11 protein-coding genes are annotated in these 13842 nt (G+C 68.7%); 3 read left to right on the forward strand and 8 right to left on the reverse strand.

The window, feature by feature from the left end; translation table 11 throughout:
- The first annotated feature begins 15 nt into the window (after window positions 1-15).
- Window positions 16-429 carry a hypothetical protein gene (locus tag AC5020_RS11050; protein WP_464988317.1) on the forward strand — a complete coding sequence of 138 codons (414 nt, stop codon included), beginning with the start codon at window positions 16-18 and terminating at the stop codon, window positions 427-429.
- Window positions 430-3387: 2958 nt separating this feature from the next.
- Here the strand turns inward: AC5020_RS11050 and AC5020_RS11055 are convergent.
- The 8 genes from AC5020_RS11055 to rpmH all read right to left on the reverse strand — a co-directional run bounded on the left by AC5020_RS11055 (window position 3388) and on the right by rpmH (window position 9939).
- A complete protein-coding gene (locus AC5020_RS11055; protein WP_464988318.1) occupies window positions 3388-5388 on the reverse strand; it encodes a ParB/RepB/Spo0J family partition protein in 2001 nt (666 codons plus the stop codon).
- 88 nt (window positions 5389-5476) lie between these two features.
- Window positions 5477-6358, reverse strand: a complete 882-nt coding sequence (locus AC5020_RS11060; RefSeq protein ID WP_494564431.1) for a ParA family protein — start codon at window positions 6356-6358, stop codon at window positions 5477-5479.
- Between the two features lie 34 nt (window positions 6359-6392).
- A complete protein-coding gene (gene rsmG / locus AC5020_RS11065) occupies window positions 6393-7058 on the reverse strand; it encodes a 16S rRNA (guanine(527)-N(7))-methyltransferase RsmG (protein ID WP_464988320.1) in 666 nt (221 codons plus the stop codon).
- 8 nt (window positions 7059-7066) lie between these two features.
- Window positions 7067-7789 carry a Jag family protein gene (locus AC5020_RS11070; RefSeq protein ID WP_464988321.1) on the reverse strand — a complete coding sequence of 241 codons (723 nt, stop codon included), beginning with the start codon at window positions 7787-7789 and terminating at the stop codon, window positions 7067-7069.
- 71 nt (window positions 7790-7860) lie between these two features.
- Complete coding sequence (yidC, locus tag AC5020_RS11075; protein ID WP_377792389.1) at window positions 7861-8967, reverse strand: membrane protein insertase YidC; 1107 nt, start codon at window positions 8965-8967, stop codon at window positions 7861-7863.
- An 85-nt stretch (window positions 8968-9052) separates the two neighbouring features.
- Window positions 9053-9394, reverse strand: a complete 342-nt coding sequence (gene yidD / locus AC5020_RS11080) for a membrane protein insertion efficiency factor YidD (RefSeq protein ID WP_464988322.1) — start codon at window positions 9392-9394, stop codon at window positions 9053-9055.
- Window positions 9391-9759, reverse strand: a complete 369-nt coding sequence (rnpA, locus tag AC5020_RS11085) for a ribonuclease P protein component (protein WP_464988323.1) — start codon at window positions 9757-9759, stop codon at window positions 9391-9393. Before rnpA ends, yidD begins: the two co-directional genes overlap by 4 nt.
- Window positions 9760-9801: 42 nt before the next feature.
- Window positions 9802-9939 carry a 50S ribosomal protein L34 gene (gene rpmH, locus AC5020_RS11090; RefSeq protein WP_377017935.1) on the reverse strand — a complete coding sequence of 46 codons (138 nt, stop codon included), beginning with the start codon at window positions 9937-9939 and terminating at the stop codon, window positions 9802-9804.
- Between the two features lie 411 nt (window positions 9940-10350).
- On the opposite strand from rpmH, the gene dnaA reads away from it, so the two are divergent.
- Window positions 10351-12108, forward strand: a complete 1758-nt coding sequence (dnaA, locus tag AC5020_RS11095; RefSeq protein WP_464988324.1) for a chromosomal replication initiator protein DnaA — start codon at window positions 10351-10353, stop codon at window positions 12106-12108.
- A 553-nt stretch (window positions 12109-12661) separates the two neighbouring features.
- Window positions 12662-13786, forward strand: a complete 1125-nt coding sequence (gene dnaN, locus AC5020_RS11100) for a DNA polymerase III subunit beta (RefSeq protein ID WP_464988325.1) — start codon at window positions 12662-12664, stop codon at window positions 13784-13786.
- Window positions 13787-13842 lie beyond the last annotated feature (56 nt).

Consider the following 13842-nt stretch of genomic DNA (forward strand, 5'->3'; position numbering starts at 1 on the left):
TGATCGCCCGCTCCCATGGTTCACGCACCGTCTCAGGCCGTCGTACTGCTCACGGCTGACTGGGCCGGCCCGGCGAGGCCGGCCCCGACGGTGCTGCGCGAGCTCTCACGGCGGTGGGGCAGCGCCGTTGCCACGCTCATCATCGACGACCCGCACGAGGACGTGCTGGATCGTCTTGAGGTCGACGTGCTCCCGACGTGGCTGGGGTTCGAGCGCGGGGAGGTTCCCGACGACGGGGTGGCCGGCACGGACGTTCACGCGACTGGGTCCGCGCTCCTGGTCGTCGAGGAACTACGCGGCCTCGGCATGACGGGAGAGGATCTCGTTCTCGCCGGGCCGTGGCGGCTGGTCCACCGCCGCCGCGGTGCGCTTCCGAAGCACGTGGTCGCCTCCGAGTTCGGCCCGCGCTCGGGGCGGGCCGACGCGTAGCTCTGGAGGAGGAGGCGCCACCGGAAGCTCTCCGCGCAGTGGCTGGCAAGTTGCCCGAGAACCACCGCAGTGGCGTGCACGAATAGGTTGTGCACAGGGTTATCCACACCGCTGTCCACAAGCACTGGGCGCGTGGTCCACACCGTTGTCCACAACGTGGTGTGGACAAGTCCGGGGTCTCGGTCCGTCCTCAAGGAGAGCGATCGCGGAGCTGACCTGCACAGATGATCGCTCTAGTGATGTACTTCACTCGTTCCCGGCAGTGTTTTCTCCACGTGGACCAACTGTGCTGGAACCCGCTTGGCGCACTTTTCCACATCGTTACGCACACTGTGCACGGTACTCACGTGGATCGGTCCACTGCAGAGCGCGTCAACATCGCACTACTCGGCTACCGACGGAGCCCGCAGCCGTCTACTGGCGTACCTTCCCCGTGGTTTCACGTGGTCCGGGCTCTTGGTTGGCGTGCTCTGGCGTGAGCCCAGCGCCGGGAGTTGAGAGTGCCGAGCGCGCTCGGTCCGCTTCCTTGCCATCCGCCGTCCACCTCGCGTTAACCGCCGGCGCGATTGCAATGTTGGGCACGTACTGTCGGTTCGCCGTGAAACGTCTTGTCTGGGGATGGCGCCGGTCTCGCTGGGTCGCCCTTCCTCGACACCCGCCGCCGACGATATGAGCGCCCAGGTTTCGCGTGAAACCATTGGGACTCATGCCGACCCGGACCATCGTGGCGGACGTTGGCTGGTCCGAATGCGTGCCCATCTGAAAGCGTACCCACGACCCGGTGGTAGCCTCGGGCGCGTAGCCCGAGTTGCACGTGAAACGGAGACAAACGGCGGTAGGAGTCTTTGCGCGTCGGACGGCCACGCTGCACGCCAACGCGAGGACCATTCGCCGCAGCGCGTTTCCCGTGAAACTAGGGCAGTTTGTTCCTGTGCGAGCCAGTTGCCGACCGACCCCGAGGCCTGCTCTGACACATCGACGGCGCATTGGCCCAATACAACACGCACCAATCCGCGGCGATCTCCCCATCGCGCACTCCGCTCCCGCCACACATGGGCCCCTGGCGGCTTCACGTGAAACGGAGAGCCCTGCGTCCTCATGGGAGGGGCCGTCCAGCCTGGGACGCCCGCGGTTCCTCGCGCCAGTCACAGAGCGTTTCACGTGTAACGAGACCTCGAGACCGGTAGGAACTAGGGCGGCGAAGGCCGCTGGGGTTCGGGTCCGTCTGGTGGGCGGGGGCGTCACGACGTCCGACGCCAGGGGCAGAAGCAAGAACATCCGGGCTGAGATCGAGGGCTTCCCGTGAAACCTCGCCGGAGGACGTGCTCCTTCGTCAGCTCCGTCCCTCCCTGCCACGTGACCACGCAACGCGGTGGCGGTGGAGCTCACTGCGCCAAGATCGGCTTCCAGCCAGCGACCCGGACAGGTTGAGCGACAGACGCCGACCGAGGGGTGAACCCGGACTGTTGCCACTGTCCTGCCCGCTTCACGTGAAACGTAACGCTCGGCGGGGCAAGCTGCGTCGCAAACTCAGCCGCCAACAGGCCCGCACCCGCACCCACTACGACGGTCGGTCTCGTCACGAGGGAGATGGCGAGCCTTCACGGCCACAGGATCGGTGCCGTCCATGCCAGCGAAGTCAGATCGCCCGTGTCCGAAGTCGGGGGTTGCCGGAACGCGGTCGGTGGACACCTCACACCCTCGGGGACCGTAGCCCGGCCAAGAACTGCTGAGCCCGCGCGAGACGGGTTTCACGGGAAACTGGCGTGGCGGGGAAGCTTCTGGCTGGAACGCCCGCCCACGTGGATGCAAGGGCGTCGACTATCCGCCACGAAGGAACGCCACCGCGATGCCCTCGACACGACCTGCGACCGATCCCGGTTTCGCGTGAACCCACCTGCGAATCAGACATGACGCATCCCGGGCTGAGATCGGCGGAGTTTCACGTGAACCGGCGCGTGCCGGCAAGCAATGCCCGGCCCTGACCGCGATCGCGCCCCGTGATTGGCGCGACGGGCTCTTCTGGCGCTTGTCACCCGACTCAACGTCCCCGTATCCCCGTCGGCTGTGGTTTCACAGGAAACGCTCCGAATTCCCTTACAGTTGCGTCCGGTCAGGCGGCCCGCAGCGGCTGCAACGACGCAACGACGCAACAACGCAACGACGCAACGACGCAACGACCGAGTTTCACGGGAAACGCCGAGTGGCACCCTAGTCGCCGTCGGGCCGTCTACTCGTCCTGAGGTACGGATGCGCCTCGGTCCTCGCCACGCCACTGACAACAATAGGCTTCACGGGGAACTCAGCGTGACCCTCCGCGACATCAAAGCGATCAGGCGTTGCTGACCCAAACCCGCCGGCCTGGAGGCGGGACTGTCAGCGCAGCCGCGCCTGACGTTCCACGGGAAAGCAGCCGCGCCTGACGTTCCACGGGAAACGAGGGCAACAACGGTCGCCCGAGGGCTCGTCGGCGCGGGGGACCACCCACTGTCACTCAACCAATGTCGCCACCTTGCCTCGGCACCCCTCACCGAATGGCGCTATCCACAACATCATGCACATCGGTGGAAAAGGCAGAAGGGCCCCGCGGACTGCGAAGGGGACCACACGGTCCGCGGTACTGCAGATGCTCACCGGCGCTCCGGTCCGGGCCGGGGGTAAGGATCGAGGTGATGGCGAGTTATTCTGACACTCGACGATCGCCACGTCAGCTCCCTGCCCGCGATCCCCGGCAGTCCGTCTACTTCCGGGCGCACCAACAGACTCGCCCGTGGTCGGGGTCATCCCGACACCAGGCCGAGCCCAGCTGGCACGGGCGCCCTCCGGCTTGATTAGGGGCAGCTGGTTGTCCGAGGCGCTCATCGCGGATACCGCTCCCCGCCCCCGGCCACGGGCAGCGAGCATGCACAAGGGGGCCGGCATCACTGCCGACCCCCTCAATGCATTAGTCCAACGAACTCAGCTCTCGGGCTGGTCCTGCGAGTCCGCGTGCCCGCCTGCTCCGGCTCCGATGTTCTCGACCAGACGTTCCAGGTCATCGAGGTTGGTGAACTCGAGCGTGATCTTGCCCTTGCGCTTGCCAACATCGATCCGCACCTGGGTCTCCAGGCGGTTCGACAGTCGGCTGGTCAGATCGACCACGTGCGGGTCGTACGTGCTGCGGCGGGGCGTGCGGGTGGTCGCCTGCTGCTGCCCGCCACGGGCCACCAAGCGTTCCACGGCACGAACGGAGAGCCCTTCACTGACGATTCGCTGTGCCAGCTCCTCCATCAGTGAGGGGTCGTCCAGCGACAGGAGCGCGCGGGCGTGACCGGCGCTCAGCGCCCCGCTGGCGAGCCGTCGCTGCACGAGGGCGGGCAGGCGCAACAGACGCATCGTGTTGGTGATCTGAGGCCGTGAGCGACCGATACGCTCGCCGAGCTCATCCTGGGTGCATCCGAAGTCCTCGAGGAGCTGCTGGTAGGCATTGGCCTCTTCCAGCGGATTCAGCTGCGTGCGGTGGAGGTTCTCCAGGAGCGCGTCCCGCAGGAGATCGTCATCGCTGGTCTCCCGGATGATCGCGGGGATAGAGGTGAGTCCCGCACGCTGAGCGGCGCGCCAGCGCCGCTCACCCATGACGAGTTCGAACGACTCCCCATCCTCCGTGACTGGAATCGGGCGCACTACCACGGGCTGGAGGACACCGACCTCGCGCAGTGAGTACGCCAGTTCATCCAGCTCGTCATCGTCGAACATCGTGCGGGGGTTGCGCGGGTTCTCCCGGATCTCGTGGATCGGGACCTCCGCGAACTCCGCACCGGGCACGCTGAGCAGACCCTGACGGTCCTCCTCCGCCGACGGCCCCTGCGCCGGTTCCGGTTCAGCGCCCTCGGCGGCCGGCTCCACGCTGCTCTCGCGCCGCGTCTCCGCGGAGTCGCCCTCCCCGCCATCCCGGCCTCCGGGCGCGGCGTCCTGGCTCTCGCGAACGTCCTCCGGTGATTCCGGCGCGGTCCCATCGACCGCCCCGGCGCCATCAGTATCCGTGTCGGCGAGCGTGCCCGGCGCAGTCCCCGCCGAGGAGCCGGCAGCCGACTCCTGGCCCGCGGCAGCCTCGGCAGCCTGCGCAGGAGTCAGCTCCACGGCCTCGACGTCGACCACGGGGCTGTCTTCAGCGGTCGTGGAACGACCCGGGGCGGGTCCCGGGGAAGCGCTTGCCGCTGCCGGGTCCGCTTCCTTCGCCGACGCGGGAACAGAGGCCATACCGCTGGCGGCGGCGCTGGCCGAGGAGCCGCGGGAGCGCTTCGAAGTGCTCCCCGTGGAGGCTTTCCGGCTCGATGCCGTGCGGGCGGATGAGTCCGCGCGGCCGGCAGTGCCACGAGATGACGCCGACGAGCTCTCCGTGCTGCTGTCCGCGCTCTGCGCAGCAGTCTCCTTGTCGGCGGCAGACTTCTTGGCAGCGGCGGGCTTCTTGGCAGCGGCCGGTTTCTTGGCAGCGGTCGGCTTCTTGGCAGCGGTGGTCTTCTTGCCGGCAGTGGGCTTCCTGCCGCCGCTCGATGTCGAGCCGGATGCCGTACCGGCCGTGCTCGCAGCACCGTCGGGAGCCTGGTCGGCCTGGTCGGCCTGGTCGGACTGCCCGGCGGCCGGGGCTCGCGACGTCGACCGCTTCGCGGCGGAAGCTCCCCGGGAGCCGGCGGAGCGGGATGACGATGTCGACCCTCGGCCGCGGCGCTCGGCAGCGGCGCGCGCCATCGCGTCGGCCAGGTCCTGGCGATCGGCGCGCTCACGCGCGGGGCGGTCCTCGTCGTCCGACGCCTTCTCGCCGGAGAAGAACATGTCCACCGGGCGCTCACTGGCCCCCTGGTCCTCGGCCTCCGACGGCGGGCGCGTGCGAGTACGAAGCTCCTGCTCAGGTGCGGGTGTGGCGCCCGCTCCCGGGATCAGGGCGCCGAGTCCTCGACCCAGTCCTCGCTTCTGCGTCATGGCCGTTGTCCTTCCGGAAAATGTCGTCCACCGTGGGTGGGACCAGGAACGCTCGCGGTCTCACCGCGGCGTCGTTCCGAGGTCGGTGTCATGGAGCGGGGCGAATGGTCAGTTCGTGCGCCGCTGCTCGATACGCGAGAGCGCCGCTGGAACCCGGATCGTACGTCAGCACCGTCTGGCCGTAGCTCGGCGCCTCGGAGATCCGCACGGAACGCGGGATCGTCGTCTCCAGGGTCTGCTCCGGGAAGTGGTCCCGGACGTCCTGGGCGACCTGTGCGGCGAGCCGGGTTCGGGCGTCGTACATGGTCAGCATGATCGAGGAGACCACCAGCTCGGGATTCAGGTGCTGGCGGATCAGATCGATGTTGTTCAGCAGCAACGTCAGGCCCTCGAGCGCGTAGTACTCGGCCTGGATGGGGATCAGCACTTCGCGAGCCGCGACCAGCGCATTCACGGTCAGCAGGCCCAGCGAGGGCGGGCAGTCGATCAGCACGTAATCCAGCCGGGGCAGGCCCTGCTCCTCCCGGAAGGCCAGATAGTCCCGGATGGCGTTGCGCAGCCGGTTCTCACGGGCCACCAGAGCGACCAGTTCGATCTCGGCGCCGGAGAGGTTGATCGTCGCCGGGGCGCAGTGGAGGCCGGCCATGTCCGGGACGTCCTGGACCACGTCCTGCATCGCCGCCGACTCCACCAGCACCTCGTACATGCTGGGCACCTCGGCGTGGTGCTCGATGTTCAGAGCGGTCGAGGTATTGCCCTGCGGGTCGGAGTCGATGACCAGCACCTGCAGGCCGCCCATAGACAGAGCCGCCGCCAGATTCACGGCGGTCGACGTCTTGCCGACGCCGCCCTTCTGGTTGGCAATGGTGATCACGCGCGTGCTCGCCGGCGCCTCTAACTCGAGGCCCTCGAGCTCCTTGCGGCGAGCGTGATCCCGGGCGAGCTCGCGCATCAGCGGAGTGTCCTCCATCGGCCCACGGCCCGGAGAGGAATCTTCGCGCTGGTCAGCCACGTGGATCTCCCTTCCTGCTCGCCGGCACCCGGCGACGCACTTGGACCACTGTAGTGGGAACCTCGACCTCACCGACCCCGTACTGGGAGATCTGGGCATCGGTGCCGCCGAGCCGGCGCAGCACCTTCTGGGCGGCGTCCAGCTCGTCGGCGGCCGAACTGCCCTTCATCGCGAGCAGCTGGCCGCCCTCGCCGACCAGCGGCAGCGTCCAGCGTGCGAGCTTGTCCAGGGCGGCGACCGCCCGGGCGGTGACCACGTCGAAGCTGCGCGCACCGTGCAGATCCTCCGCGCGCGCGCGGACGACCTCCAGCCCCAGGCCGAGCTCCGCCTCCATCTCCTCGAGCCAGGTCGCCCGGCGCTGCATGGTCTCGATGAGCGTGACCCTCACTCCCGGCCGCGCGATCGCAAGCACCACACCGGGCAGTCCCGCACCGGATCCGACGTCGGCCAGCGTCGAGGCGTCGGGGTCGATCGCGTCGGCCATCAGCGCACAGTTGAGGATGTGCCGCTCCCACAGCCGCTCCACCTCGCGCGGGCCGATGAGTCCGCGTTCGGGGCCCTGCTCGGCGAGCATGCCGGTGAAGCGCTCCGCCAGCTCGAGACGGTCCGCGAACAGACGCTCGGCCGACGGGCGCAGCGAGTCGGGCAGGGACAGCATCGGGCGCCTCAGGATCCGGGGTAGATCACGACATGGCGGCTCTTGCCGTCCCCGTCGGACTCCGACCGCAGGCCCTCGCGCTTGGCGACGTCGTGGACGACCTTGCGCTCGAACGGGTTCATCGGTCGCATCGGGACCGGGGCACCGGTCTCCTTCGCCTCGGCGGCCGCCTGGGCGGCGAGGTCCTCGAGGCTGTCCTTGTGCTCGGCGCGGAAGCCGCCGATGTCGAGCATGAGCCGCGAGCGGTTGCCGGTGCGGGTCTGCACGGCCAGCCGCGCGAGCTCCTGCAGGGCGTCGAGCACCTCGCCCTTGGGCCGGTTCACCTTCTCCAGCTGGTGGGCGCCGCGGATCTCGACCGAGGCGCGATCACCATCCACGTCGATGTCGATGTCGCCATCGAGATCGGCGATGTCCAGCAGCTCCTCGAGGTAGTCGGCGGCGATATCGCCCTCCTCCTCGAGCCGGCGCAGCCGCTCCTGGGAGGACTCCGTCGGATCGGCCTCGTCCTCCCCGCCGTCCTCCGGGTCGCCGGAGGCACCACGGTCCTCCTCGTCGGCCGACTCGGCAGGTCGGGCCGCCTCGGGGCCGGACTGCCCGGCATGCCCGGACTCAGCGGCGGGCTCCGGGGCGGACCGGGCAGAGGCCTCGGACGCGGCGGACTGCTCGGGCGCGGTCACCGGCTGGTCGTCGGCCTCGCCGGCGGTCGGGACATCAGGCGTGGTGTCGTTCATTCGGTCCTCCGGGGAATGCTGGGATGAGTCGGGTGCGCTCCCGGGAGCGTCCGTGCTCCCGGGGTGCGAGGTCACTTCTTGCGCTTGGACTTCTTCTTCGCGCTCTTGTTCAGCGGGGACGTCGACGGGGGCGGCGTCGGGGTCTCGCCGGCCGCCTCCTGGGCCTTGCGCCGCTCCTCGGCGGCCTTCGCACGGGCCGCGCGGGCGCGCTCGAGCTTCTCCTGGTCAGTGAGCTTCTTGCCGCCGCGGTTCTTGCTCACCGGCTGCACGCGGATCTGCGGATCGGGCTCGGGTTCGCTGACCTTCTTGGGCGGGGTGAAGTCGAGCGGCTCGAGGCCCTTGCGCTCGCGCTTGGCGTTGATGCGCGACTGGCGCTCCTTCTCCGCGTCCGATCCCGGGGTGGGGGTGGCGCGGATGACGATGTACTGCTGGCCGAAGGTCCACACGTTGGTGGTCAGCCAGTAGATGAGCACACCGATCGGCATGCCCGGCCCCGTGATCACGTAGATGAACGGGAGCATGTACAGCATCATCTTCTGCGTGTTCGCCATGGGGCCCTCGAGGGCCGCCTTGGGCATGTTCTTCATGGTCAGTTCCTTCTGGGTGAAGAAGGTGACTGCACACATGCACGCGATGATGATGGCGGCGACGATCCGGGTGGTCATGCCACCCTCGCCCGCGTTGAGGAACGAATCGGCGATGGTGACGTCGCCGAAGATGGTGGAGTTGCTGGCACTGCGAGCCAGGTCCGAGGTCAGCGGTCCGAAGCGTTCACCGTCGGCCGCATCGGGGAGCTTGACGTAGAGCACACGGAAGAGGCCGAAGAAGATCGGCATCTGCAGCAGCATCGGCAGGCACGAGGAGAACGGGCTGGCGCCGGCGTCCTTGTACAGCGCCATCGTCTCCTCCGCCATCTTCTGGCGGGAGGCCTGGTCCGTCTTGCCCTTGTACTTCTTCTGGACCTCTTTGAGCTCGGGCGAGACCATCTGCATCGCGCGCGAGGCCCGGATCTGCCGGACGAACAGCGGGATGATCAGGGTGCGCACCACGGCCGTGAGGCCGACGATCGACAGCACCCACGTGATGCCGGAGTCCGGTTCCATGAACGTGGACAGCAGCGCATGGAACTGCACCATGAGCCATGCGACGGCCCACTCGATGGGAAACAGGGGGTTCATCGGCCTGGTCTTCCTGCCGCCCGGATGCGCATGACGTTCATACGAGGTGACGGCTGTGGTCGGGAGTCTTGGACAAGGGTAGGCCCTAGCGGGCCGGGTACCGCAGTCGGCGTGGATTCCTCCACATGCCCGGTGCAGGCACCGGATCGGGACCGCCGCGGGTGAGCGGGTTGCAGCGCACGATCCGCCCGATGGTCAGCAGCGTCCCCTTGAGCGCGCCGTGCACGCGCAGGGCGTCCATGCCGTACTGCGAGCACACCGGGTCGTACCGGCAGGCGGGCGGCGTGTACGGGGAGATGCCGACCTGGTAGGCACGCACCAGCAGTGCGAGAGCCCGGCGCGGGAGCCGCAGCACCGCCCGCAGCGCGCCGTGCGAGGCGTTGCCCCGGTTGCGCCCTCGAGCCCGGTTGGCCTGGTGCATCGTCATTGCGCCGCCTCCCGACGACGCTCGAGCTTGCGCGCGGCCGAGCCCAGCGCGGCGACGACGTCGGCCTCGAGCGCGGCGAAGGGCTGCTGCTCGATGCCCGGCAGCGCCCGCATCACCGCCGCCGATCCGGGAGGCATGCGGTCGAGGTGGGCGCGGGCGATCTCCCGCAGCCGGCGGGTGACCCGGTTCCGCACCACGGCGTTGCCGATCTTCTTGGACACGACGAATCCCACGCGGGGTGCGTCCCCCTCCTGCGAGAGCAGGCGGAGGTGCACGACCACGTGGGATCGGGCGCTGCGCACGCCACCCCGGGTGACGGCGCGGAATTCGTCGCCGGTGCGGAGCCGGTGACTAGACCAGTTCACAGAGCCATGGTGCTGCGGGTCCGGTCACGGCGGCCCTCCGCCTCACGCGGAGAGGTCGGCGCGGCCCTTGGCGCGGCGGGCGTTCAGGATGGCGCGGCCGGCGCGGGTGCGCATGCGGGCGCGGAAGCCGTGCTTCTTGGCACGACGGCGGATGTTCGGCTGGAACGTGCGCTTGCTCATCGGTTCTCCTCGATCGTGGGCACGAACATGCCCCTCGCGGTGGTCTGAGGTCTGCTGCGACCGGTCTGCCCGGGCGCACCCGCCGTGACGGGGCGGCTGCCGAGAGACCGAACGACACCGCCGGAACCGGAGGCCGCATGGGGGCGGCCCGGGACCGTGTCGGGGACGGCGCGCAGCGCTGACTGCACGATGTTAGGCGCGGCGGACCGGGGGGTCAACGGCTGAGACGCCGTGACCGCCGGTTGTGGCCGGATTCTCACTGCGAGCGCCGGCTCACGCCACCGCGGGCCGAGACCGACCCGGCAGCCGGGAGAGAGACCTCACGGGTGAGCTGTCCACAGCCGGGATCCACAATACAGGGGCTATTGTGGAAAACTACCCGGACCGCTGATCGCCCCTATGGAGAACCTGATGCCTGACGCGAACGTCGACGCGATCTGGGAACGCACCCTGCAGACACTGCGCCGTGACGACACCGTGTCCCAGCGCGTGATCGCCCTGCTGACCCTGTCCCGTCTGATGGCCGTGGTGGCGGACACCGCCCTGCTCGCGGCGCCGTCGACGTCGGCGAAAGAGCTGTTCGAGCACCGGATCGCCGGGTCCCTCAAGGCTGCTCTCAGCGAGGCCACCGGCCGCGACATCCGCTTCGCCGTGACCGTCGACGAGTCGCTGCTGCTCGAGGAGGACACCGACGAGCCCGCGCCCTCGGCCGACGCGACCTCGGCTTCTACCGCCTCCGGTGCACATCCTGTGGACGGAGATGTGGACACGTCCCTGCCGGATGTCCACGAGTTCCACAGCGGTGACGACACCAGCGGCCCCTTCCGGCGCGACGAGGGCTCCGTGCTGCCCTCGGGGGACCAGACCGGTCGCCCCGCGCTTCCCAGCAGCGCCTCGGCGGGCTCCGCCGGCACCGATTCCGACGCCGACCCGTTCTCCCCCCGGTTCTCCTCGACCCGCTTCACGTCGACGGGGTCCTACACCGGCAGCGCGGCCGATGATCCCAGCGCCTACGCGGGGCTCTCAGCGCTGACCGGGTCCTCGGCGCCGTCCCCGGGCCCGGCCCCGCGTCGCCCGTCGGCGCCGACCGCCGGCGAGCCCACGCTCGGCGAGGATTCGCGTCTGAACGGGAAGTACACCTTCGAGACGTTCGTCATCGGGTCCTCGAACCGCTTCGCACAGGCCGCCGCCTCGGCGGTCTCGGAGACCCCGGCCAAGGCGTACAACCCGCTGTTCATCTACGGCGGCTCCGGCCTGGGCAAGACCCACCTGCTGCACGCCGTCGGCCACTACGCCCAGAGCCTGTACCCGGACATCGTGGTGCGCTACGTGAACTCCGAGGAGTTCACCAACGACTTCATCAACTCCGTGCAGTCCGGCCAGTTCGGCAAGGCCCAGGAGTTCCAGCGCCGCTACCGCGACATCGACATCCTGCTCATCGACGACATCCAGTTCCTCCAGCGTGCCCCGGAGACGATGGAAGCCTTCTTCCACACGTTCAACACGCTGTACAACACCGACAAGCAGATCGTGATCACCTCCGATCTGCCGCCGAAGGAGCTCGGAGGCTTCGAGAACCGGATGCGGTCACGGTTCGAGATGGGGCTGATGACCGACGTCCAGCCGCCCGACCTCGAGACCCGCATCGCGATCCTGCGGAAGAAGGTCGCCCAGGAGAACACCGGCGAGGTCCCGCACGAGGTGCTCGAGTACATCGCCTCGCACATCGCCACCAACATCCGCGAGCTGGAGGGGGCTCTGATCCGCGTCCAGGCGCTGCACTCGCTCTCGCGGCAGCCGATGGACGTCACGCTCGCCGAGAGCGTGCTGAAGGATCTGCTCTCCCACGACGACGGCGCCCAGATCACGGCGTCGACGATCATCGCCCAGACCGCGACCTACTTCGGCCTCTCGGTCGACGAGATCGTCGGCACCGGCCGCTCCCGCCGGCTGGTCTCGGCCCGGCAGATCGGCATGTACCTGTGCCGCGAGCTGACGGACATGCCGCTGATCCGCATCGGGGAGGAGTTCGGCGGGCGGGACCACACCACCGTCATGCACGCGAACAAGAAGATCAGCGAGCTGATGAAGGAACGCCGGGCGATCTTCAACCAGGTCACAGAGCTGACAGCGCGTATCAAGAGCTCCAGCTCCTCGACCCGGGCGTGAGGCTCGCGGGGCCTGTGGTCCCGAGAAACCGACGGCGCTAGGGACGATGCTGTGGACAGTGACCGGCCCCTGACGGGTGTCTGAAGAACATTCCTGGTCAGCGCCAGCTTCTCCCCAATTGTGGACAACTCTGTGGACGGTGTGGAGTGATCGGCATCTGCGCAGGAGCCGATGTGAACGGCTGAATGACAGGAATGCCGCGCACGCAAGGGTGCATGCACAACCGATGCACGTCGCGATGACGCCGATCCCCGGCTGGTCCACGTGACGGTCATACGGGCTCACCTGCGACGATGGTGGTTGTCCACGAAGTACACAGCCGTGAAGAAGAGGACTGTAGTTCTTTGCTCGACGGGGATGTGGATGCGCGGGTGTCGGAAGCGCCGACGACGGGGCCGATGACGCGGTGGCCCATGACAGGTGATCGACGCGCGACGGCGGGACGGCTGTCAAGGATCCTGGACGGTGTGTCGGCGAGAGGTCCGCGAAACCGATACGCTGTGCTCCGTTCGATCAAGTTCTGGCATTCGACCACTGCGAAGGAGTGGCAACGGTGAAGTTCCACCTCGACCGCGGCGTCCTCGGCGACGCCGTCTCCTGGGCCACCCGAACCCTCCCCGTCCGGCCGGCGATGCCGATCCTGCAGGGCGTGCGCATCGTCGCCGATGCCAGCGGCGAACTGCAGCTGTCCACGTTCGACTACGAGGTCAGCGCCCAGATCCGACTCGATGCCGAGGTCGAGCAGCCCGGCGAGGTCCTGGTCCAGGGCCGGATGCTCTCCGACATCGTCCGGGCACTGCCGAACAAGGACGTCTCCATCGCGCTCGAGGGCACCAAGCTCCAGGTCCGCTGCGGCAGCGCCCGCTTCGCCCTGGCCACGCTCCCGGTCGAGGAGTACCCGCAGCTGCCGTCGATGCCGCCCGTGGCCGGGTCCGTCGCGGCCGACGTGTTCTCCGAGGCCATTAGCCAGGTCACCGTCGCCGCCTCGAAGGACGACACCCTCCCGCTGCTGACCGGCGTGAAGGTCGAGATCACCGGCGAGACCATGACCCTGATGGCCACCGACCGCTACCGCCTGGCGATGCGCGAGCTCACCTGGACGCCCACCACGCCCGGCGCCGAGCAGACCGCCCTGGTGCGCGGCCGCACCCTCCACGAGGTCGCCCGCTCGATGTCCACCGGCGGCAGCGTCGACATCGCTCTGGCCGAGGACGCCTCGGCGAACCTCATCGGGTTCGAGGCCGGCGGCCGCCGCACGACCTCGACGCTGGTCGACGGCGAGTACCCCCCGGTGCGTCGGCTCTTCCCCGAGACCACCGCGATCACCGCGGTCGTCGCCACCGGCCCCCTGATGGAGGCCGTCAAGCGCGTCTCCCTGGTCGCCGAGCGCAACACCCCCGTGCGACTGTCCTTCATCGAGGGCCAGGTCGCCCTCGAGGCCGGCGCCGGTGACGACGCCCAGGCCAGCGAAGTCCTCGAGGCGCACCTCGAGGGCGAGGATCTCGTCGTCGGCTTCAATTCCGGGTTCCTGCTCGACGGGCTCGGCGCCCTCGGCGCGGAGTTCGCGCGGCTCGTGTTCACCGACTCCATCAAGCCCTCGGTCATGAGCGGTCAGGACTCCCTCGAAGGGACTCCCGACACCTCGTACAAGTACCTGATCATGCCGATGCGGATCTGAGGGCGGGAGTGGTCTCTCCGTGCAGCTGACCGCTCTCGACCTCACGGACTACCGCT

The sequence above is a fragment of the Brachybacterium sp. SYSU DS0246 genome (genome assembly GCF_059391765.1).